Genomic DNA, 22,116 nt, shown 5'->3' on the forward strand with positions numbered 1-22,116 from the left:
GCCGCGGCCCCTTCATCGTCTCTGTCTCTCCACTCGGCGCATCGCATGGTGCGTACGTACGCCGCCCCGCCCACCCCCGTGGTTGTAGATCCGGCTACGAAACCAGGAACGCATGGCCCCTGTTGATACGTTCCACACTCCACTGAATGATCACGCAGACGTTATCGAAGAGATATCCATCTCCGCAGCTCAGGGGGTGGGTTAACGCTCCGTCTAAACCCTCGTCGGCAACGCTTTCGCGCCATCCTCGGTCACCCGGGTCGCCCCGAAGTAATCCGGGGTGTCGATCGGGTCGAACCGGATCACAGCACCCGTTCTCGGCGCGTCGATCATGTACCCGCCGCCCACATAAATCCCCACATGCCGGATGGCGCGGGAGTTGTCGAGGTCGTCGGAGAAGAACACCAGATCCCCCGGCAACAGCTCGTCCCTGGCCGGATGGGCTCCCGCGTTCCACTGGTCATTGGCCACCCGCGGCAGCGTTATCCCGACACTGTCGTACGCGGCCTGAGTCAACCCGGAACAGTCGAACCGCCCCCCGTCGGCCGCGGACCCCTCCCCACCCCAGAGGTAGGGCGTGCCGAGCTTCTTCTGGGCGTAGTAGATGGCGCCGGCGGCCTGCTGGCTGGGATCCACCCGGCTGACGGGCGCGGCGAAGCTCTCCTCCAACGTCGTGATCGTCTTCACGTAGTTCTGGGTCTCCTTGTACGGCGGCACGCCCCCGTACTTGATGACCGCGTACGCCCCGGCGTTGTAGGACGCGAGCATGTTCTTCGTCGCGTCGCCGGGCACGTCCTTCACATACGAGGCGAGCTTGCAGTCGTACGACGCGGCCGACGGGATCGCGTCCTTGGGATCCCAGACGTCGCGGTCACCGTCACCATCGCCGTCGATCCCGTGCGTGGCCCACGTCCCCGGGATGAACTGCGCGATGCCCTGCGCCGCCGCCGGGCTCTTGGCGCTCGGGTTGAAGCCGCTCTCCTGGTACAGCTGGGCGGCGAGCAGGGCGGGGTTGATGGCGGGGCACAGATTGCCCCACTTCTGCACGATGTCCCGATAGGCGGCGGGCACGGCGCCCTTGGCCAACGCCTTGGAGGCTCCGCCGATCCCGCCTGCGAGGCTCCCGGCCACGACGAAGACCCCGACGACGAGCAGCATCACGAAGCTGAGCCCCGCCGCGAGAGCGGCACCCGCCACGATCCACGCCTTACGCACCGTCAACCGTCCCTCGCCCTGCCGGAATCCGCCCGCGCCAGTTTAGGAGCTTCCCACTCGAAAGCCGGTGCAACCGACGCTCTCGTAGTCCGACGGGCCCGACTTGACGTGGTAGAGGACCGCGGTCCAGTCACCGGGGTCGTTGGCGACGGGGATCGCGGGGTAGGTCCTGCCGTTGTCGAAGTGGCTCTGGAAGTCGTCCGGGTAGGTCAGCTCGATGAACCCGCCGTCCTTCCAGTGCTTGTAGATGTCCACGGGCTTGCTCGTGTAGCCCACGTTCTTGCTCTCCATCATCACTTCGTACGGCTTGCCCGTGTCGGAGTCGATCTCGTGGGGCGGCTTCACTCCCATCGACACGTAGTACGGCTCCGGCTTCTTGTTGCTGAGCTCCGCGTACTTGACCCGGAAGGAGATCTTCGCCCGCCGCGTGACGGTGGGGGATTCGGGATCGTCGGCGTCCGAGACGCTGTACTGGAGCTCCTTCGGCGGGCTGCCGGCACCGATCAGCCTGCACTCGCCGACGCCGTACGCCGCTTCGTCGGGCTCGTCCGACAGCGTCCAGTAGTCCCGGGAGATCCGGTTGTTCAGGATGTACTCCGGCACCTTCCGCGACGCGGCGCTCGTGCCCGGCGATGCCGACGGCGAACCGCCGCCGCCCAGGGCGTCGGAGCCGCCCTGTCCGCCGTCGAGCATCCGGAGCGCCACCGCCGTGGCCGTACCGACCACCAGCGCCACCGCGACGGCCACCACCCAGGGCGTACGACGCGACCGTCGCCGCTCCGGTACGGCGGTCGGCGCCGAGGGCGCGAGCGTCGGCACATACGCGGGAACGGCCGTCGGAACATAGCCGGGACCGGCGGTCGGCGGATACGCCGGCGCCTTCGGCGCACCGTGCCCGGGTGGCACCAGCCCGGCCGCCACCGCCGCCTGGAGATCCTGGGGCGCGGCTTCGCCGTCGGTGCTCAGCCGTGCGTAGAACGGATCCTCCGTGAGCGCGGAGGACACGGCACAGCGCGCGATCACCGACTCCAGCCCCGGCCGCTCGGCCGGGTCCTTGGCCACGCATTCACGGATGAGCCCGGCCAGTTCCGGCTCCACGCCCGTGACGTCGATGTCCTCGTGCACCACGCGGTACGACACCGCGTGCGTGGGCCCGGAACCGAACGGCGGACGGCCTGTCGCCACATGGGCGAGGGTCGCCCCGAGCGCGAACACGTCCGCTGCCGCGCCCACCTGATTGCCGACCACCACCTCGGGCGCCGTGTACCCGGGCGTCCCCGGGGCGAGTCCGGTCTGCGTCAGTGCCGTGTCGGCCGCGCCGCGTGCGATACCGAAGTCGATGAGCAGCGGCCCCTGCGGGGACAGGATCACGTTCTGCGGCTTGAGGTCCCGGTGCGTCACGCCGTACGCGTGCACACTCGCCAGCGCCTCCGCGAGGGCCGCGAACAACCGCCGGGCGCTGTCGGCAGGCAACGCCCCCCGCTCCCCCACCGCCCCACTCAACGTAGGCCCCGACACATACTCGGTAGCCAGCCAATACGGCGCAGCGTCCAACTCCGCGTCGATCAGGTTCGCCGTATACGCACTCCGCACCGCCCGCACCGTCTCGACCTCCCGCCGAAACCGGGCCAGTGCCTCAGGATGGTCGGTGATCTCGTCCCGGATCACCTTGATCGCGACCAGCCGTCCACCCGGCGACCGAGCCAGGTAGACCTGTCCCATCCCGCCCGCCCCGAGCCGTGCGAGCAGCGTGTACGGACCTATGTGCGCGGGGTCCCGGTCCTTCAGTGCGTCCACCGAACTGACCTTGCCACAGAGATCAGTTCGACGCGGAGTCCGCAGAGTGGTTCTCCGCTTCGCGGTACAGCTCCCCCGCCTCCGCCCCGAACACCACGCTGTACGACACGTCCGCCGTGGACCCTCCGTTGTCGTGCCCGCCGAGCACCCCGACGACCTGCCCGTCCCCGTTGACCCAGGGGCTGCCGCTGGTGCCGCCGCCGAAGCCGGGGCAGCGGAGGCGTTGCTGGGTACGGGTGTGAGGGCGCGGTTTGTTGGTGCAACTGACCGGTCGTTCACGGGAGTTGAGATACCCGGTGACGGTCACGGCGGTCGCCCCGGTGGCCGTCCCGGTCACGAACCGTTCCCCGCCCACCGCGTCCTCGACCCCCTTGCCGCCCTTCCGCTCCACCACCGCGAACGCCACATCGCTGTCCTCGTCCCGCCCCTTGGCCCACCCGTCCGCCAGGAACCACCTCCCGACCGTCCACACCCCGTACGGCGCCACGCCGTCCCGGTAGCCGGGTGCGAACACCAGCCGCTCCGACTTTCCGTTCAGACAGTGGGCGGCGGTGACGATGAGGTCGTGCCGGGCACTGTGCACGACGGACGCGGTGCAGAAGTGGCCCCCGCGGAGGCGGGCCCTGCGGCTGTCCGGGAACAGGGCGCCGACCCGTGCGCTCTGCGTCGTCGCGACGGCGGTGAAGGTCACGGCGAACGGCCCCGTACCGGCGTCGGCGGCGGCGACGGAGGCCGAGGGGACGGCGAGGAGGACGGCGGCGGCGTACAGGGGCAGGCGCGGGGTGTGTGTTGTCGGCGGCATCGAGGGTCACTGTGGCCGACGAAGGTGAGAGAAGCGTCAAGCGTACGGTGACCGGGAAGTTAAGCCTCCCCGGGCGGAGAAGAGGGGCGGATGACCAGAGCCACCGCGAGCAGCAGCTGTCAGGTCTGCGGGCGGCCGATCGAGAGCGGCGACGGCGCGGGGCGCACCGCCTCGTACTGCTCCCAGGCCTGCCGCCAGCGCGCCTATCGCGAACGCCGGCGGCCCCGCGGCGTCCCCGCCCGGGAGCTGGTGTCCGACATCGGCGACCGTCTGAAGCGGCTCCGCCTGGACCCGGCGCTCGCCTTCCACGCCGACGTCGAGGCCCTGTCCACCCGCTTCACCCAGCTCCGCCGGCTCGCCCGCGAGGCACGCGAGGCAACCCGACGGGACGACCCGGAAAACGTCACACCCGCCGCCGTGACGAAACCCACCGCACCCCCCGCCGGGGACCCCCTCACCGCCCTCATCGAGGCCCACCGCCAGGAGCTGCGCGTCCACTGCTACCGGCTCCTCGGCTCGTACGACGAGGCGGAGGACCTCACGCAGGAGACGTTCCTGCGGGCCTGGCGGGCCCGCGAGAGCCTGGACGGCGTCGACAATCCACGGGCCTGGCTGTACAAGGTCGCCACCAACGCCTGCCTGGACTTTCTGCGCAAGCACAACCGGCGCCCGAGCACCTACGAACCCGTCCCCGGCATGGACTCCGGCGACGGCCCACCACCCCCGCGGGTGCCCTGGCTGCAGCCGTTCCCCGACGACCAGCTGCCCGACGCCCCCGCCCCGGACCGGCGGCCCGACGAGGAGGCGGTCGCCGGCGAGACCCTCGAACTCGTCTTCCTCACCGCCATCCAGCAGCTGCCGCCCCGGCAGCGCGCGGCCGTGATCCTGCGGGACGTCGCCGGATGGTCGGCCCAGGAGACCGCCGATCTGCTGGAGTCGAGCGTGGCCTCGGCGAACAGCGCCGTGCAGCGGGGGCGTTCGGCACTGCGGGAGGCGCTGCCGGGGCGGCGCGAGGACTGGTCGGCCGCGGAACCCAGCCCCGACGACCTCGCCCTGCTCCAGCGGTACATGGACGCCGCCGCCCGCGCCGACTTCGACGCCATGGCCGAGCTGCTCCGCGAGGACGTGGTGCTCACGATGCCGCCGAACCCGTTCTGGTTCACCTCGCGCGAGGCGATGGCCGCGTTCGTGCGGGCCAACCTGGATCCGGCCTCGCCGCTGTTCGTAGGGCACTGGCGGCACCTTCCCGTGCGCGCCAACGGCCAGTTGGCGGTGGCGGGCTATCTCCAGCGGCCGGGGACGAGCGTGTTCCGGGCGCAGCTCATCGATGTGTTGCGGGTGTCGGAGGGCCGTATCGCGGAGATCACGACGTTCGAACCGCACCTGTTCCCGGCGTTCGGCCTGCCCATGACTCTTTGACGGAGCGATGAGTTCGCGGCTCCGGCACGTCTCATGGGTGACGGGCGCACACGGCGCGCCCCCACCCAGGAGGCAAGGAACCATGCAGAACCGCTCTCTCCTCAACAACACCCTGCTCGCGGGCAAGGTCGCGGTCGTCTACGGCGGTGGCGGCGCCCTCGGTGCCGGGATCGCGAAGGCGTACGCCGACGCCGGCGCACGCGTCTTCCTCGCCGGCCGAACGGAGGCATCGCTCGCGAAGGCCGCGGCCGAGGCCGGTGCCTCGGTCGCGTACGACGTACTGGACGCGCTGGACGAGGACGCCGTAGAGGCACACGCCACATCCGTCATCGAACGGGCGGGGCGGATCGACATCTCCGTGAACCTCGTGCCGCGCGGCGACTGGCACGGCGTACCGCTGACCGAGATGTCGGTCGAGGACTACACGCGTCCGGTGGTGCGGGGCATCACCTGCCAGTTCCTCACCGCCCGTGCGGCGGCCCGGCGGATGGCGGCGCAGGGCTCGGGCGTGATCCTCTCCCTGGACAGCGGGTCGGCCAACGGCAGCCCGATGATGGGTGGTACGGCGGCGGCGGACGGCGCGACCGACGCGCTGATCCGGCAGCTGGCGCAGGAGGTCGGGCCGGCCGGCGTGCGGGCCTGCGGCATCTGGACCGCCGGCGTCACCGACAGCCTCACTCCCGAGAAACTGGCGTCCACGGGCACCACCGGCCTCGACGAGGCGGCGGTGGACGGCATCCGATCCCACCTGGACAGCCTGCGGATGACGAAGCGCTCACCGCGGATCGCGGACATCGCCGCCCTGGCGACGTTCCTCGCCTCCGACGCCGCGGCCTCCATCACTGGCACGTGGATCAACGCGACGGCGGGAATGTTCGCCAGCTGACCGCGCCCTTACCTGTCAGGTCATCGCCACGCTCCGCCGTCCCTGCCACGATCGTCGCCAGAGGGACCGACGATCCCGACCGACAGGAAGGCCACCATGCCCGCCTACGCCATAGCCCACCTCCGGGACGCCGCCCCGCACCCGGAGATCGCCGAGTACATCGAACGCATCCCCACCACCTTCGAGCCGTACGGCGGCCGCTTCCTCGTCCATGCCACACCGCACGAGACGAAGGAGGGCGACTGGCCCGGCCACGTCGTGGTGATCGGCTTCCCGGGCATCACGGAGGCACGGTCCTGGTGGGCCTCACCCGCCTACCAGGAGATCGCCCCCCTGCGCTCCCGCCACATCGAGGGCGACATCATCCTGGTCGAGGGCGTCCCCGACGACTACGACCCGACGACCACGGCGAAGGCGCTGCGGGAGGCGTTGCCGGCCGAGTAGGACGCACTGGGTGCGGCTCATGGGCCGACGGTGCCCGCCGTCAGCTCGGTCAGGCCCGCCGCGGGGAAGACGGTGTCCTGCCGGATGTACCACTCGGTGGCGAGGATCCGTTCGCGGGCGGGCTCCGGCAGACCGGCCAGGAGGCCCGGTGCGCCGCCGCCCCGTTCCACCTCGGTGCGATGAGCCAGTACGGCGGCCCACTTCCGCTTCAGCCAGGGGCGTACGTCGACGGTCGCGCCGATCCATGCGTCCGGGACCGTGTTCATGCCCTTGCCCGCGCGGGCCAGTTCGCTCAGCGCCTCCAGGGCGGAGTGCGGGTGGGTGGCGAGGTAGAGGGCGCTGGGCCGCCAGGGGGTGCCGGCGTCGGGGTAGAGGCGTTCGAGCCCGGCCGCCTGGACGGCGAGCGTGGTCAGGCGGTGGGTGTGCACATGGTCGGGGTGACCGGTCAGGCCGCCGTAGGCGTCGTGGGTGACGACGATCTCGGGCCGGAACTGCCGTATGTGGGCGACCAGTCGGCCCACCGCCTCGTCGAGCGGCGCGTCGCACAGCCGCGGGCTCCGCGGAGCCGAGTGCGGCACCTTGAGGTCGGCGTATCCGAGCATCCGCGGCTGCCCGGCGCCCAGGATCCGCAACGCCTCGGCGAGTTCGGCTCCGCGCGGCGTGTCCGGCGTCCAGGTCGCCGTCACGACGCCGGTGCGCGCGCCCGCGGCTGCGTGCCGGGCGAGGACACCGCCCGAGAACAGCGACTCGTCGTCGGGATGCGCGAACACCCCCAGCAGGCTTGGCATCGACATCGGCACCGGCATCGCTCAACCACCTCCTCGTCAGCCCTACCCCTGAGTACGGATACTCAGGCGCGAGGTCGTCCGGCGCAGCAGACTGACCGCCGAGGCCGATCGATCACACGATCGACCGGGACATACGACGACCAGGGGGAACGACCATGAGACGACGACGCACCAAGCGGGCCTTAGCCCTGACCGCACTCGCGGCCTGCGCGCTGACCGGCGTGGCGGCAGGACCCGCCACCGCGTCGACGGACGTCCTGTTGCCCCATCCCGGCCCGGAGGGCCTGGTGTGGGTGGCGGAGCACACCGGGGACGGCGGTGTCGCGTCCGGCGGTGCGTGGGAGACGCTGCCGACCGTGCTCACGGTGGCGTGCGAAGGCGGCGGCGATGTGCGGGTGACGATGTCGCAGGCGTCGGAGATCGCCGCGTTCACCGTCGACTGCCCGGCGGCCGGGGAGGCCGGCGTCGGCTCGGTGACGATGGATCCCGGCGTGGTCCGGTCCGGCTCCTTCGTGATCGGCGTCGACGCGTCGTCGGAGGACATCCGCTGGGCACTGACGGTGACACAGCCGGAGTCCTAGGCGGTACTGGACCGGGCGGCATGGCGGCGGAGCACGTCAGCGCTCGGCCGCCACCCGCTCACCCGCCGCCAAACCCTTGCCCAACTCCCAGCTCACACCCGTAAGTTCCTCCGAGACGGTCCACAACCGCCGCGCCACCCCCACGTCACTCGCCGCCGCACTCCGCCCCACCAGCGTGGGAGCCCCCCGCAGCTCGCCGAGCCCGTCCGGCCCGACATAGCTCGCACCGGGAAGGTCCTGCGTGGCGGCGTACAGCGTCGGCAGCGCGCCCGCCTCCTCGCTCTGGGCGAAGAAACGGTTGCCGATGCTCATGAACCCCCGCATCACCCGGCTCCCCGCATGGCTCTGGAGGTTGGTGGCCGCATAGCCGGGGTGAGCCGCGTGGGCGCGCACGCGGGAGCCGGCCTCCTCCAGCCGCCGCTGAAGCTCCAGCGTGAACAGCAGGTTCGCCAGCTTCGACTGGGCGTACGCGCGGTTCGGGTCGTAGCCGGAGGTGAAGTCGAGGTCCTCGAAGCGGATCCGCGCGCCGAACCAGCGGTGCGCGCCGGACGACAGTGTCACCACCCGGTCCGTGACGTACGGCAGCAGCAGGTTCGTCAGCGCGAAGTGGCCCAGATGGTTCGTGCCGAACTGCATCTCGAAGCCGTCCGCCGTGCGCTGCTGCGGCAGCATCATCACGCCCGCGTTGTTGATCAGCAGGTCCAGGGGCCGCCCCTGCCAGGCGTCGGCGAATTCCCGTACGGACGACAGGTCCGCCAGATCCAGCCGCCGCACCTCGGTACTGCCGCGCACGGTCGCCGCCGCCTTCCGGCCCCGCTCGGGGTCCCGTACGGCGAACACGACATGCGCACCCGCACCGGCCAGCGCGGCGGAGGCGGCGAGCCCGATACCGCTGTTGGCCCCGGTGACGACGGCCGTACGCCCGCTGAGATCGGGCAGCCGCCCCAGATCCCAGCCCTTGCCCTTGCCTGTGCTCTTAGCAGTGTTGTCAGCCATACGATCGAATGTAGGCGCCGCCAACAATGCTGTCAACGACAACAATGATGTCGCCGCCAACATCAAGCTACGATGGTCCGCATGCCCGTGCCCGAGACCCGCCCCTACCACCACGGAGACCTACGCGCGGCCCTGCTCGCGGCAGCGGAACGCACCCTGCGCGAAAAGGGCGTCGCCGCCCTCTCACTCCGCGAACTGGCCCGTGAGGTCGGCGTGAGCCACGCCGCCCCCGGCCGGCACTTCAGGGACAAGCAGGCCCTGCTCAACGCCCTGGCCCTGACCGGGTACGAACGGCTCAGCCGGGCCCTGAACACCGCCGAGGACCCGGCGCTCCCCCTGGAACCCCGGCTCACCGCGCTCGCCCGCGCCTACCTCGGCTTCGCCATCGACAACGCCGAGCTCCTGGAGCTCATGTACGCCCGCAAGCACGACCCGGACGCCTCGGAACAGATGGCGGTCGCCGTGGAGCGGACGGTCGGCAGCCTGGAACGCGTCCTGGCGGACGCCCAGAAACGCGGCGAGATCATCGCGGGCGACCCGGAGGAACTCAACCTCGTCACCGGCGCCGCCCTCCACGGCGTGGCAGGCTTCATCGCGGCCGGCTGGCTGCCCCCGGAAACGGCCCTGGCGGGCGTGGAGGGCCTGGTCCACCACCTACTGCACGGCCTGAAGCCCCGCTGACGGTCCGCGCGGCGGGCAGCGCACCTGAGCCACACTCGGCCCATGAGTCGGCCCAACCCCGCTCGTCCGGTCAACTGACGTCAGCCAACAGCCATTTGACGGTCAGCCGCCGGAAAGCCCCTTCTCCAGCAACGTGAACGACTTGGGCGCCCCACCCGGCTGAGGCTTGCCCGCCTTGTGGCCCACGACGCGGTAACCGGCGTTCCGGTAGTACGCGTTGAGCTGGGCGTTACCGGCGAGGCAGTCCAGGCGCACACACGTCCGCCCCGCCTCGGCCACCCGCCGCTCCGCCGCGCCCAGCAGCAGCTTGCCCGTCCCGGGCGCGGCGACGTCCCGGTCCACCATGAGCCGGTGCACATACCCGGCCACGGGCGGCTGCGGCCCCCACGCGGCCTCGTCCTCCCACCACAACTCCCAGGCACCGGCGACCCGCCCGCCGGCCTCCGCGAGCCAGACCTCGCCCTCCGCCATGACCCGGCGAAAGTGCCCCTGGTCCAGCTCGCCCGGCCGCCACTGCCCGGTGATACCGCGGTTCAGCATCCACCGTGCCGCGTCGTCACGGAGGCGGACGAGGACGGCGAGATCGGCCTCACCGGCCCGCCGTACACGTAGATCATTCGCCACATCCACCCGGTGATCGTCGCACGCACGTCCGAACGACGATCACCGGGCCACACGGCCCCACGACGGCCCCGCCCCTCACCTACCGAACGCCTCCCGCAGCACCCCGATCGCCTGCCCGATGGCAGCGTCCGCGGCCCGCGTCTCCCGCAGCGCGTTGAGCATCACGAAGTCATGGATGATGCCCTGATACCGCACCGCGGTCACCGGCACCCCGGCCTCCCGCAGCTTGTTCGCGTACGCCTCCCCCTCGTCCCGCAGCACATCGGCCTCGCCGGTGATGACGAGCGCCGGCGGCAGCCCGGCCAGCTGCTCCACGCTCGCCCGCAGCGGCGACGCCGTGATCTGCGCCCGCGCGGCCGCGTCCGTCGTGTACTGGTCCCAGAACCACTCCATGGCGTCCCGCCGCAGGAAGTACCCCTCGGCGAACTGCCGATAGGACCCGGTGTCGAACGACGCGTCGGTCACCGGATAGAAGAGCACCTGCTGCACCAGCGGAACATCACCCCGCTCCTTGGCCATCAGCGTCAGCGCGGCACTCATGTTGCCGCCCACCGAGTCACCGGCCACGGCGATACGGCCGGCGTCCAGCCCCTTGCCCGCGCCCTCGCGGACGACCCACTGGGCCACGGCGTAGTTCTGCTCGATGGCGACCGGGTAGCGCGCCTCGGGCGAGAGGTCGTACTCGGGGAAGACGACCGCGGCACCCGCGCCGACGGCGAGCTCACGCACCAGCCGGTCGTGGGTGTGGGCATTGCCGAAGACCCAGCCCGCGCCATGGATGTAGATGATCACCGGCAGCGTCCCGGTGGCCCCGGCCGGCCGGACCACACGGGCCCTGACCTCACCCGTCGGCCCACCGGTCACGGTGACCCACTCCTCCTCGACATCCGGCTTGGCGATCTCCCCGGACTGCACCTCGTCGACGGTCTTGCGCCCCTCGGCAGGCCCGAGGTCGAACAGATACGGCGGATTCGCGGTGGCCTCGGCGAACGCCTGGGCGGCGGGCTCCAGGACGGGGCGGGCGGGGGCCGTAGGGGTGGTGTCGGTCATGGCGATCTCCTCGGATCGGGGTGCCGACCGGGCTCGGCGGCACATAACGAAAGTAGCGCGCCACTAAGTCGTGCGCAACTAATTAGTGCTCGATGAGTTAGCTCTCGATAGAATCGAGCCACATCACAAGGACCCAGGAGCCGACCCTCATGACCCCATCCACAGAACCAGCGATCACCGCCCCAGGCATCCCGGAGGGACCGGAAGGCTCGGAGGGCCGGGAGGGCTCGGAGGGCTCCCTCCTCCTGCAGGACCAGCTCTGCTTCGCGCTCTACGCCGCCTCCCGCGCCGTGACCGCGCGTTACCGCCCCCTCCTCGACGAACTGGGCCTGACCTACCCCCAGTACCTGGTCATGCTCGTCCTCTGGGAACAGGACTCCATCTCTGTACGAGACCTGGGCACGGCCCTCCAACTGGAGTCCAGCACCCTGTCCCCCCTGCTCAAGCGCCTGGAGGCGGCCGGCCTCCTGCACCGCGAGCGCCGCCGGGACGACGAACGCTCGGTCGCCATCCGCCTCACCACCGCAGGCGCCGAACTCCGCGACCGCGCGAGAACCGTCCCGCTCGCCATCGGCGCCGCAATGGGCCTGACCCCGCAACAGGACGCCCTGGCCAAACAGCTCCTACGCCTGATCACGACGAACGTCACCGAGAACAGCCCCCGCTGACATCCCGTCACCACCCCACCCCCGCGCGCCCCAGCGACGGCCCGTTCGCCACCCCGGGATAGCCTTCACCCGCAGAACACCGGCACGACCATTCACCCGACCGGCCGTCAGAAACGGCACCCGGCGTGAAGAGGACCAACGACGCGACCACACCACAGGTTCCGCTCAGGCCTCGTTGCCCGGCGTGACCTGCCGTGATACACAGAGTGACCGTACGAGGTATTCGTACGAATCCCGCCCATCAATGACGCCAAGTCGACATACGGCGGCGACAATATCGGCGAGAATGATGCCTGACCTCTGCGCACCGCAGGGGACAGTGGAACTACCCAACAGGGGCGGTGACTTACATGTTCTTTGCGGCCGACAAGGGCGACATCAACACCATCATCGGCGGGATCGCCCCGGACTGGGGCCCCTTCGGGGCACTGGGCAACGAAGCGAAGACGATGATCCAGGTCGTCATGGCGGTCGCCATCCTGATCTGCCTCGGCATCGCCATCTGGGGCGCGGCCAAACAGCGCATCGGCGCCACGGCCCTGCGCGACACCTTCAGCGCCGAGCAGGGCAAGGGCCTGATCGTCGCCGGCCTGACGGGCGTCTTCATCATCGGCTCCCTGGGCACGCTGTTCACCATCGTGTACGGCATGGCCGTCTAGCACCCCTCTCCCCTCCGTCCGCTCCGGGCACGCCCGGTCCCCCAGTCCCCCACCCACCCGTCGTGCCCACCGGCTGAGGTTGCGTTTCCTGATGTCGAGTCACCACAGTGCGCCCATGCGGGAACCAGCACGGCTACCGTCGTACTCCAACGTGTTTCTGTCCGACGTCGAGGGGGCGTACGCGGCATGAGTCTCGGAGACGAGCGGGAACCCTCCGGCGGTTACGGAGGCACCGGTCAGACCCGCACACGGCTGCCCGAAAGCAGCGGTGACGCGTACGGCGGCACCCGCCGGGGCGGCCGCTCATCCTCCCGAAGCCTGATCACCGTCGTCGGCGTCGTCGTCCTCCTCATCGCCGCGATCGCCTTCGCGAACCGTGGAGGAGACGACTCCGGTTCCGCTGCCGGGGACGAAAACCAGCCGAAATCCTCGTCAACAGCAGCGAGCGGGACTCGGCCGGTGGACGGGAAGGCGGCGGGGGTTCCGGGCGGGTTCGCTCAGGATCAGCAGGGGGCGGAAAGCGCGGCGGCCAACTACGCGGTGGCGCTGGGGTCGGCGGACATGTTCGACACCGTCAGACGGCACGAGATCGTCAAGACGGTCTACGCCCCTGACGTAGCCGCCGACCGGCAAGCAGCCCTGGACAGCGCGTACGCCAGCGAGAAATTCCTGGCGAACATCGGCCTCGACAAGGACGGCGCCGCGCCGACCGGCCAGACGTTCATCTCCCGGGTCATCCCGGTGGGTACCAAGACCACATCGTTCAGCGCGAATGCCGCCACCGCGGAGGTTTGGTACACGTCGCTCTTCGGCCTGTCCGGTGAAGGTTCCACCAACCCGGTGTCCGAGAGTTGGTACACCACGACCTACGAGCTGAAGTGGGTCGACAACGACTGGAAGGTCACCGACTTCCAGCAGAAGGACGGACCAGTGCCGGTCGGGCGAGACCAGCGAGCCTCCACGGCCGACGACATGACGAAGGCCGTTGAGGAGTACGGAGGGTTCACGTATGCGCGCTAAGCGCCGCTTCCTCAAGGTCGCCGGGATCCTCGCCACAGTACAGGCGACCGCCGTGCTGCTGGCCACCCGTGCTGTCGCCGCGCCCACCCCCTCACCCACCCCCTCAGGGAGCAGCGACCCCTGCGACCTCATCCGTGGCCCCGCCAAGGACTACTGCGAAAAAGACAACGGCAGCTCCCGCACCGGCGGCACCACCCCCTCCCTAACCGACCCCACCTCCACCCTCGACCCCCTCTCCTCCCTCGCCAAGGGCTGCGCCGACGCCGCCTCCTGGACCGTCGACAAGCTCAGCGAAGCCGTACAGGAAACCGCGAACGTCGACTTCACGAACCTCACGTTCCTGAAGCACTACGCAGTGGTCTTCGCGGCGTCGACCATCCTCACCCTCCTCCTCTGGCTCCTCGCGGTGGCGAAGCGAGCGGTCCGCGGCGTGCCCTTCACCACCGCCCTCTCGGAAGCCATCGGCTTCCTCTGGCTCACGGTGCTGGCCTCGGCCTTCACCCCCCTGATCCTCTACACGATCGTCTCGGCGACCGACGCCGTCAGCGACGTACTCGCGAAGACGACAGGGGACCAGACGGACACGTTCTTCGGCACGTTCTCCGAGGCCCTCAACAAGGGCAACGACATCGGCGGCGGCCCGATCATGCTGATCATCGTGTCGCTGGTCAGCACACTCGCCGCCGGAGTCCTCTACCTGGAGCTGTACCTGCGCGCCGTACTGCTCTACGTAGGCGCCCTGCTCGGCGTCGTCGTCTACGCCGGCCTCGTGGACAAGAACCTGTGGGGACACGTCCGCCGCTGGGCCGGCATCATGATCGCCGTCATTCTCGTCAAGCCGGTGATCGTCATCGTCCTCGGCCTCGCCGGCGCCCTCGCCACGGAAGAGGGCCCCGACTCCCTCGCCGCCGTTGTCTCCGGCCTCGCCATCATCCTGCTGGCCATCTTCGCCAGCGCGATGATCTACCGCTTCGTCCCCGGCTTCGGCGACGAGCTCGCGAACGTCCGCAACAACCGCATCATGAGCGGCGCCGAGAGCAAGGCCGCCGCCGTGATCAGCTCCCCGGCGACCCTCGTCGCCCAGGGCATCAAGACCCACAGCTCCCGCGCGGACAACAACGGCGGCGGAGGCCAGTCAAGCGCGGCCCGCCCCGCCAACCCCGTCTCCGGCGGAGTCGCCGCCCACAGCTCCCGCGGCTCGAACAGCGGCAGCGGCAGCGGCAGCGGCTCGGCCCCCGCCCCCCGCTCGGGCAGCCCGGTGAACACCCCGCACGCCAGTAACACCCGCAACAGCAGCAGCAATAGTTCAGGAGGTGACGGGCGTTGACGACGCAGTCCCACGTGTCCCATACGGTCACGCCCCGCCGTACATATCTGATCGGCCGCGCCCGGCCGAACGCCGTCGTCGGACGCAACCGCGAGTCCGGCGAGATCGTGCTGATCATCGCCGGCGCGTTCCTCGGCATGATGTGCGGACTACTCGTCCCCGTCCTGTCCCTGCGCATCGTGCTGCTGATGGGCTTCCCACTGGTCGCGCTTGCCGTGGTCTACGTGCCGTACAAGCACCGGACCTTCTACAAGTGGTTCGAGATCAACCGCAGCTACAAGCGCAGCCTCCGCCAGGGCACGACCTACCGCTCCGGCGCCATGGAGGCCGGCACCGGCGTCGACGGCCGTGAGGTCGAGGTCGGCCCGCCGCCGGGCATCGGCCGGGTCACCTGGCTGGCCGCCCCGTTCGGCCCGGACGAGATCGCCGTGCTCCTGCACGCCGACCGCCGCACCGTCACCGCCGCCATCGAGATCGAGGGCCCCGGCGTCGGCCTGCGCGACTCCGAGGACCAGGAGGCCCTGGTCGACCGCTTCGGCACCCTGCTGAAGCATGTCGCCAACGGCGACGGCTTCGTGACGCGCCTTCAGATGCTCGCCCGCACCCTCCCCGCCGACCCGGACGCCCACGCCAAGGACGTCGCCGTACGCGGCGACGACCGCTCCCCGGCCTGGCTGCAGCAGTCGTACGACCAGCTCCAGTCCATGGTGTCCACCAGCAGCGAGCAGCACCGCGCCTACCTCGTCGCCTGTATGCACTTCACCCGCGAACTCGCCGCCGAGGCCCTGGCGATGGCCCGCGCCGCCCGCCCGCACGGCGGCGGCAAGGTCGACCGGGACGCGGGCCTCGCGGTCGTCATGGCCCGCGAGCTGACCGACATCTGCTCCCGCCTCCAGGAGGCCGACATCCGCGTACGGCAGCCCCTCGGCCAGGGCCGCCTCGCCTCCCTCGTGCACTCCATGTACGACCCGGACCACCCGATCGACCACATCCAGGCGATGACGAAGCGCAACGCCTGGCCGGCCGAGCTCGACGCCATGGAGCCGACGTTCCTTCAGGCCAAGACCCGGGAGTCGTCCACCCGCGCCCCCTGGTGCCACGCCACCGCCTGGGTGAAGGAATGGCCGATGACCCCGGTCGGCGTCAACTTCCTGGCGCCCCTCCTCGTCCACACCCCGGACGTCATCCGCACGGTCGCCGTCACCATGGACCTCGAACCCACCGAGGTCGCCATCGAGCGCATGCTGACCGAGAAGACCAACGACGAGGCCGACGCCAGCCGCGCCGCCAAGATGAACCGCACCGTCGACCCCCGCGACGTCGCCGCCCACAACCGCCTCGACCAACGAGGAGAGGACCTCGCGAGCGGGGCCGCCGGAGTCAACCTGGTCGGCTACATCACCGTCTCCTCCCGCACCCCCGAGGCCCTGGCACGCGACAAGCGGACCATCCGGGCGTCAGCCGGAAAGTCGTATCTGAAGCTGGAATGGTGCGACCGAGAGCACCACCGGGCATTCGTGAACACGCTCCCCTTCGCCACCGGCATTCGGAGGTAGGACCTGATGCGGGACCCGCTGTCCGTCCTCACCGAGGCCTTCACGTCCTTCCTCTTCGGGAAGGTCGAGACGACCCGGCTCCCGGTGCGCACGTCCACGGGCCAGGCCCAGGCGGTCTACCTCCCCACCGCCGCCCCCGGCCTCGGCGACTCGGGCGTCATCATCGGCCGCGAGGTGTACTCCGGAAAGGGCTACATCTACGACCCCTTCCAGCTCTACGGCCAGCAGCTCCCCGCCCCCCACTGGCTGGTCCTCGGCGAGTCCGGCAACGGCAAGTCGGCGCTGGAGAAGACATACGTCCTGCGCCAGCTCCGCTTCCGCGACCGCCAGGTCGTCGTCCTCGACGCCCAGGGCGAGGACGGCGTCGGCGAGTGGAACCTCATCGCGCAGGAGCTGGGCATAACCCCCATCCGCCTGGACCCGACGGCGGCCCTGGACATGGGCATCCGCCTCAACCCCCTCGACCCCTCGATCACCACCACGGGCCAGCTGGCGCTGCTCCGCACCATCATCGAGGTCGCGATGGGCCACGGCCTCGACGAGCGCTCAGGGTTCGCGCTCAAGGTCGCGCACGCCTACGTCAACGAGACCATCGTCGAGCGCCAGCCCGTCCTGACCGACATCGTCGAGCAGCTACGGCACCCCGAGCCGGAGTCGGCGGAGGCGATGAACGTCGCCATAGACGACGTACGGGCGTGGGGCCTGGACGTCGCCCTGGTGCTGGACCGTCTGGTCGACGGTGACCTGCGCGGCATGTTCGACGGCCCGACCACGGTCGGCATCGACCTCGACGCGCCCCTCATCGTGTTCGATTTGTCCCACATCGACCGCAACTCCATCGCCATGCCGATCCTGATGGCGATCGTCGGCGTATGGCTGGAACACACCTGGATCCGCCCCGACCGGAAGAAGCGCATCTTCCTGGTCGAGGAGGCCTGGCACATCATCAACAGCCCGTTCGTGGCCCAGCTCTTCCAGCGACTGCTGAAGTTCGGCCGCCGCCTCGGCCTGTCCTTCGTGGCCGTCGTCCACCATCTGTCCGACGTCGTCGACGGCGCGGCGGCGAAGGAAGCCGCCGCGATCCTCAAGATGGCCTCGACCAGGACGATCTACGCCCAGAAGGCCGACGAGGCGAGGGCGACGGGCCGCGTGATCGGCCTGCCGCGCTGGGCCGTGGAGATCATCCCGTCCCTCACCCCCGGCATCGCGGTCTGGGACGTCAACGGCAATGTCCAGGTCGTCAAACACCTGGTCACCGAGACCGAACGCCCGCTCGTCTTCACCGACCGCGCGATGACCGAATCGGCCACCGACCTCACCGACGACGCCCTGCGCGCCGCCGAGCTGGAGGCCGAGGAGCGGGCGGCGGCCTTCGTGGAGCAACACCTGGGCGACTCCGAATCGACGGTGGCGTAAGGGGGCGGCGTGAGACCGGACCACGGCCGGGAGTACCGGGACCGCCGGGAACACCGGGACGGCCGGGGAGGCATCCCGGACGGCCTGCTGATCGGCCTGCTCGCCTTCCTCGTCGGCATGACCCTGCTGATCTGGACGGCGACGGGCCTGGCCGGCTGGTTCGCACACGGCACCTGGCCGACCGCGGTCACCTTCACCCGCGCCCCCCTCGCGATGCGCTCCCTGATCGCAGACCCGCACGACATCCCCGCCGCCTGGCCGGACACCCCGGCGGGACAGCTGTCGGGCTACGGCCTGTTCTGGGGCCTGTTCATCGGCCAGCTGATGGTCCTCGTCGTACTGACCGTGTTCGTGCTGGGCACGGTGACCCGCTGGCGCGCGGTCCGTGCGGCACGCCGCGCGGGCGGGACCGATCTCGAGAAGACGCCGCCTCCGATGGCCACGGAGCCGCCCCAGAGCCACGAGGTCCCGGCACCGCGCGCAGAGCCGACACAGCCCTGGGAACACATCCCGGAGCCGCCCCCGGCCCGCCCCGAGGAGACGGCACCCCCCATCCCTCCGCTCACCGAACCAGTCGGCAACCGCGAGAAGATCCTCGTCGCCCCGAAGGAAACCCGCCACCAGACCGCCACCCAGGCCGTACGCGACGCGGAGGGCCCGGCCCTCGTCGTCACCTCCAACCCCTCCCTCTGGCAGGACACCAAGGACGCCCGGGGAAAGCTCGGCCCGGTCCTCCTCTACGACCCCACCCACCTCTGCGACACCCCGGCCCGCCTCCACTGGTCCCCCACGGCGGCCTGCGAGGACAAGCAGACGGCAGCCGCACGGGCCACGGCGCTCCTCACCCCGGTACGCCCCACCTCCCGCCTGGACCAAGCGGTCAGCGACACCGCCGAAACGCTCCTCCGGAGCTATCTGCACGCCGCCGCCATCGACGGCCGCACCATCCGCCATGTCCACCGCTGGTCCCAGGGCACCCAGATCCAGGACGCCGTACGCATCCTCCGTACGAACCCCAAGGCGGCCCCTGGTTCGGCCGGCGAACTCGAAGCCGCCCTCACGGCCCACCCCGAACGCCGGGACATGGCCCAGGAGTTGACCACCAGAGCACTCTCCGCCCTCTCCACCGTCAACATCCGGGAGTCCTGCACTCCAAACCGAACTGATGCCCTCACCTTGGATTCCTTCGTCGACGAAGGGGGCACGCTTTATGTGGTGGGTGAATCCATCGAGGACCCCCGAGCCAACCCGGGCGCCATGCCACTCCTGACGGCCCTCGCCGCAAGCGTGGTCGAGCGCGGCCGGCGCATGGCCGAACGGTCATCCTCCGGTCGCCTCGACCCACCAATGACGCTCGTCCTGGACGACGTCGCCGCCGTGGCTCCACTTCCCCAGCTCCCGGAGCTACTGGCCACCGGAGCGGACCGGGGCATGCCGACCCTGGCCCTGCTCCGGTCCCGCGAACAGGCCCGCGCCCGCTGGCCGCACGCCGAACTCCCGGTGTAGCCAGGCCCTACGGCCGCTCGATGACGAACTCCAGCTCGGACGCCCCGCCCAGCGGCACGACCACCCCACTCGGCACGAACCCCACCCGCCGATAGAACCGCTGCGCCCGCCCGTTCTCCTCATGCACGAACAGCCGCACCCGCTCGACACCCCGCGCCCAGGCCCACTCCAGCCCGGCGTCGAACAGCACCTCGGTCAGCCCGCTACCGCGCTCCTCGGGCCGCACGAACACCGCGACGAGATGCCCTTGCTTGCGCTCCACCGGAAACCCGGCCCAGTCGACCGCCCCCGGCTCCTCGACCAGCACGGTCAACGTCCCGACCCAGCTCCCGTCCGGCCCTTCGGCGATGACCTGCTGCGCCCGGTCGGCCCCCTCACAGGCCCCCGCGGCTCGCTCCTGCCAGAAGGAGTCAGGGCGGGCCACAGCCTCCTCGTACGTGTCCAGAAAGGCGAGCGAGGCCACCGGATCCCGCAACGCGGCAAGCCGCAGCTCCTTCGCGGCGGGCCATTCGTCGGCGCGTATCGACCGGATGACGTAGGCCCCGGGGTTCATGGTGCACATGACGGCAACCGTAGTACCCGGGTACGACATCGCTCACCTGGAATAGTGCCCACGGCTCTGGGACAGCGGGTGAACAAACCCGCACGATGGACGGCGTGACGCAAGAGCGAACGAGGACAGACGGGGCGCGGGAAGCACGGGCACCGGAGGTGCTGGTATCAGAGGGGGCTCTGACCCACCACATCCAGCGCCTCAGCCGACGCATCCGCGCCTTCGACCACCGCCACCCCCTCGTCTGGGACCTGCACCTCACCGGCTTCTGGGTGACGGCCGCCCTGATCGACTACGCCGGCGGCGGCTGGCTCAACGTCACCCGGGACCGCGACAACCCGAGCTGGCTGGTCCTGGCCCTGAGCCTGGGCCTCTCGGTCCCGCTCCTCCGCCGACGAGCCCACCCCCGCGCCGTACTCCTCACCGTCTTCCCCTTCGCCCTGGTCAACGCCTGGACCGGCATCGCCCTCCAGGCGGTCCTGCTCCAGCTCCTGGTCGTCTTCCACATCGCCCTGCGCCGCCCCGCACGCAACCTGTGGTGGGCGACGGCCCTGATCACCTTCCCCGTCGCGCTGATGGCCGCGCGCCACCCTCAGGGCAGCATGGACCGGGACATCATCCCCGTGCTGATGTCCATCGCCGTGGCGGCCGCGATCGGCATCACCGTTCGCACCCGCCGCGACCACACCGAGGCCCTGGAGGACCGCGCCCGCCGCCTGGAGATCGAACGCGACCAGCAGGCCCAGCTGGCCGCCGCGGCCGAACGCGCCCGCATAGCCCGCGAGATGCACGACATCATCGGCCACAACCTCTCCGTCATCACCGGCCTGGCCGACGGCGGCAAGTACGCGGCCGCCAAGTCCCCCGAACGCGCCACCCAGGCCCTCGACGCCATAGCCACCACCAGCCGCCAGGCCCTCACCGAACTACGCCGCCTCCTGGACGTCCTGCGCGAGGAACACCACCCCAGAGCCCCCCACCCCGAACTCACCCCCCAGCCCACCCTCACCGACCTCGCCCCCCTCATAGAGCGCGTACGAGCAGCAGGCCTCCCGGTCCGAACCACCATCGACGGCAGCCCCACCCTCTCCCCCGGCCGCCAACTCACCGTCTACCGCGTCATCCAGGAGTCCCTCACCAACACCCTCAAACACGGCGGCCCCGGCACCAGCGCGCACATAGAGCTGTCGTACGACGACAAGGGCGCCGTCACCGCGACAGTGACCGACACCGGCCACAGCGACGGCACGGCCCCCGGCACGGGCGGCCGCGGCCTGCCAGGAATGCGCGAGCGAACCGCCTTGTACGGCGGCACACTTGAGGCCGGCCCACGCCCGCACCCCGAGCAGGGCTGGCGCGTACACCTGCACCTCCCGGAGGAACAACCGCAGTGACCACAGTCCTCATCGCCGACGACCAGCCTCTCCAGCGCTTCGGCTTCCGCATGCTGCTGGAGAGCCAGGACGACCTGTCCGTACTGGGCGAGGCGAACAACGGCAGCGAGGCGGTCCGCATGACCGCCGAACTACACCCCGACGTGGTCCTGATGGACGTCCGCATGCCCGGCCTCGACGGCATCGAGGCCACCCGCCGCATCACCGCCGCCGGCGAGCGCACCCGGGTCCTGATCCTCACCACCTTCGACCTCGACGAGTACGCCTACGCCGGCCTCCGCGCGGGCGCCTCCGGCTTCCTCGTCAAGGACGCCCAGCCGGAGGAACTCCTCTCCGGCATCCGCGCGGTCGCCACCGGCGACGCGGTGGTGGCCCCCGCCCTGACCCGCCGCCTCCTGGACGCCTACGTCCACCACCTGCCGACCAAGAACCCCACGGCCGACGACCAGCCCACAGACCTGGACTCCCGCCTGGCCACCCTCACCGACCGCGAACGCGAGATCCTCACAGTGGTCGGCAGAGGCTGGACGAACACAGAAATAGCCACCCGCCTCCACCTGGCCGAATCCACGGTGAAAACCCACGTCGGCCGCATCCTCGCCAAGACTGCTTCACGGGACCGAGTTCAAGCAGTGATTCTGGCTTATGACACAGGACTGGTAAAACCGTCCTGAAACGCAGAAAGGCCCACGCCAAATGGCGTGGGCCTTTCTCTCAAATTTTGTTCGGCGGCG

The 22,116-nt window shown here is 70.4% G+C and carries 22 protein-coding genes; 14 read left to right on the forward strand and 8 right to left on the reverse strand.

Annotated features, from left to right (window positions below; all coding sequences use genetic code 11):
* Positions 1-213 precede the first annotated feature (213 nt).
* The 3 genes from IE325_RS41720 to IE325_RS41730 are packed head-to-tail and all read right to left on the reverse strand — an operon-like array spanning position 214 to position 3,814.
* Complete coding sequence (locus tag IE325_RS41720) at positions 214-1,221, reverse strand: C40 family peptidase (RefSeq protein ID WP_229912439.1); 1,008 nt, start codon at positions 1,219-1,221, stop codon at positions 214-216.
* A gap of 36 nt (positions 1,222-1,257) precedes the next feature.
* Positions 1,258-3,012 carry a serine/threonine protein kinase gene (locus IE325_RS41725; protein ID WP_190075407.1) on the reverse strand — a complete coding sequence of 585 codons (1,755 nt, stop codon included), beginning with the start codon at positions 3,010-3,012 and terminating at the stop codon, positions 1,258-1,260.
* Between the two features lie 22 nt (positions 3,013-3,034).
* Positions 3,035-3,814 carry a trypsin-like serine peptidase gene (locus tag IE325_RS41730; protein WP_190075408.1) on the reverse strand — a complete coding sequence of 260 codons (780 nt, stop codon included), beginning with the start codon at positions 3,812-3,814 and terminating at the stop codon, positions 3,035-3,037.
* A 90-nt stretch (positions 3,815-3,904) separates the two neighbouring features.
* On the opposite strand from IE325_RS41730, the gene IE325_RS41735 reads away from it, so the two are divergent.
* From IE325_RS41735 to IE325_RS41745, 3 genes are all read left to right on the forward strand, one after another.
* Positions 3,905-5,233, forward strand: a complete 1,329-nt coding sequence (locus IE325_RS41735) for an RNA polymerase subunit sigma-70 (RefSeq protein ID WP_190075409.1) — start codon at positions 3,905-3,907, stop codon at positions 5,231-5,233.
* Positions 5,234-5,315: 82 nt separating this feature from the next.
* The gene (locus IE325_RS41740) at positions 5,316-6,119 is read left to right on the forward strand and encodes an SDR family oxidoreductase (protein WP_190075410.1); all 804 of its coding nucleotides are present in this window, start codon (positions 5,316-5,318) and stop codon (positions 6,117-6,119) included.
* Positions 6,120-6,215: 96 nt separating this feature from the next.
* Positions 6,216-6,563, forward strand: coding sequence for a DUF1330 domain-containing protein (locus IE325_RS41745; RefSeq protein WP_190075411.1), 348 nt, complete (start codon positions 6,216-6,218; stop codon positions 6,561-6,563).
* 17 nt (positions 6,564-6,580) lie between these two features.
* Here IE325_RS41745 and IE325_RS41750 read toward each other — a convergent pair whose 3' ends face one another.
* Positions 6,581-7,357, reverse strand: a complete 777-nt coding sequence (locus IE325_RS41750) for a PIG-L deacetylase family protein (protein WP_190075437.1) — start codon at positions 7,355-7,357, stop codon at positions 6,581-6,583.
* A 149-nt stretch (positions 7,358-7,506) separates the two neighbouring features.
* Between IE325_RS41750 and IE325_RS41755 the strand changes: the two genes are divergently transcribed.
* Positions 7,507-7,932 (forward strand): hypothetical protein, encoded by a 426-nt coding sequence (locus IE325_RS41755; protein WP_229912440.1) that lies wholly within the window; start codon positions 7,507-7,509, stop codon positions 7,930-7,932.
* A gap of 36 nt (positions 7,933-7,968) precedes the next feature.
* On the opposite strand, the gene IE325_RS41760 is transcribed toward IE325_RS41755, so the two are convergent.
* Positions 7,969-8,928 carry an oxidoreductase gene (locus IE325_RS41760; RefSeq protein ID WP_190075412.1) on the reverse strand — a complete coding sequence of 320 codons (960 nt, stop codon included), beginning with the start codon at positions 8,926-8,928 and terminating at the stop codon, positions 7,969-7,971.
* A 72-nt stretch (positions 8,929-9,000) separates the two neighbouring features.
* Between IE325_RS41760 and IE325_RS41765 the strand changes: the two genes are divergently transcribed.
* Positions 9,001-9,609 (forward strand): TetR/AcrR family transcriptional regulator, encoded by a 609-nt coding sequence (locus IE325_RS41765; protein ID WP_373315331.1) that lies wholly within the window; start codon positions 9,001-9,003, stop codon positions 9,607-9,609.
* A 102-nt stretch (positions 9,610-9,711) separates the two neighbouring features.
* On the opposite strand, the gene IE325_RS41770 is transcribed toward IE325_RS41765, so the two are convergent.
* Positions 9,712-10,239 carry a GNAT family N-acetyltransferase gene (locus IE325_RS41770; RefSeq protein WP_190075414.1) on the reverse strand — a complete coding sequence of 176 codons (528 nt, stop codon included), beginning with the start codon at positions 10,237-10,239 and terminating at the stop codon, positions 9,712-9,714.
* Positions 10,240-10,308: 69 nt separating this feature from the next.
* Positions 10,309-11,283, reverse strand: coding sequence for an alpha/beta hydrolase (locus IE325_RS41775; protein ID WP_190075415.1), 975 nt, complete (start codon positions 11,281-11,283; stop codon positions 10,309-10,311).
* A 149-nt stretch (positions 11,284-11,432) separates the two neighbouring features.
* On the opposite strand from IE325_RS41775, the gene IE325_RS41780 reads away from it, so the two are divergent.
* The 7 genes from IE325_RS41780 (at position 11,433) to IE325_RS41810 (ending at position 19,435) form a co-directional block, all read left to right on the forward strand.
* Complete coding sequence (locus tag IE325_RS41780) at positions 11,433-11,951, forward strand: MarR family winged helix-turn-helix transcriptional regulator (RefSeq protein WP_190075416.1); 519 nt, start codon at positions 11,433-11,435, stop codon at positions 11,949-11,951.
* Positions 11,952-12,301: 350 nt separating this feature from the next.
* Positions 12,302-12,610, forward strand: coding sequence for a DUF8827 family protein (locus tag IE325_RS41785; protein WP_055624817.1), 309 nt, complete (start codon positions 12,302-12,304; stop codon positions 12,608-12,610).
* Between the two features lie 186 nt (positions 12,611-12,796).
* Positions 12,797-13,630: a hypothetical protein gene (locus IE325_RS41790; RefSeq protein ID WP_190075417.1), complete on the forward strand. Its 834-nt coding sequence runs from the start codon at positions 12,797-12,799 to the stop codon at positions 13,628-13,630.
* Positions 13,620-14,957: a hypothetical protein gene (locus IE325_RS41795; RefSeq protein WP_190075418.1), complete on the forward strand. Its 1,338-nt coding sequence runs from the start codon at positions 13,620-13,622 to the stop codon at positions 14,955-14,957. The genes IE325_RS41790 and IE325_RS41795 overlap by 11 nt, the downstream gene beginning before the upstream one ends.
* The gene (locus IE325_RS41800; protein ID WP_190075419.1) at positions 14,954-16,513 is read left to right on the forward strand and encodes an SCO6880 family protein; all 1,560 of its coding nucleotides are present in this window, start codon (positions 14,954-14,956) and stop codon (positions 16,511-16,513) included. The genes IE325_RS41795 and IE325_RS41800 overlap by 4 nt, the downstream gene beginning before the upstream one ends.
* A 6-nt stretch (positions 16,514-16,519) precedes the next feature.
* Entirely contained in the window at positions 16,520-17,929 is a 1,410-nt protein-coding gene (locus IE325_RS41805) for an ATP-binding protein (RefSeq protein ID WP_190075420.1), read from the forward strand.
* Between the two features lie 9 nt (positions 17,930-17,938).
* Positions 17,939-19,435, forward strand: a complete 1,497-nt coding sequence (locus IE325_RS41810) for a type IV secretory system conjugative DNA transfer family protein (RefSeq protein WP_190075421.1) — start codon at positions 17,939-17,941, stop codon at positions 19,433-19,435.
* A gap of 7 nt (positions 19,436-19,442) precedes the next feature.
* Here IE325_RS41810 and IE325_RS41815 read toward each other — a convergent pair whose 3' ends face one another.
* Entirely contained in the window at positions 19,443-19,997 is a 555-nt protein-coding gene (locus IE325_RS41815) for a GNAT family N-acetyltransferase (RefSeq protein WP_373315334.1), read from the reverse strand.
* A gap of 86 nt (positions 19,998-20,083) precedes the next feature.
* On the opposite strand from IE325_RS41815, the gene IE325_RS41820 reads away from it, so the two are divergent.
* Together IE325_RS41820 and IE325_RS41825 are read left to right on the forward strand one after the other, a co-directional pair.
* Positions 20,084-21,382: a sensor histidine kinase gene (locus IE325_RS41820; protein ID WP_190075422.1), complete on the forward strand. Its 1,299-nt coding sequence runs from the start codon at positions 20,084-20,086 to the stop codon at positions 21,380-21,382.
* Positions 21,379-22,056: a response regulator gene (locus IE325_RS41825; protein ID WP_190075423.1), complete on the forward strand. Its 678-nt coding sequence runs from the start codon at positions 21,379-21,381 to the stop codon at positions 22,054-22,056. Before IE325_RS41820 ends, IE325_RS41825 begins: the two co-directional genes overlap by 4 nt.
* Positions 22,057-22,116: the final 60 nt, after the last annotated feature.

It is taken from the genome of Streptomyces lanatus, assembly GCF_014655715.1.
GTDB lineage: Bacteria > Actinomycetota > Actinomycetes > Streptomycetales > Streptomycetaceae > Streptomyces > Streptomyces lanatus.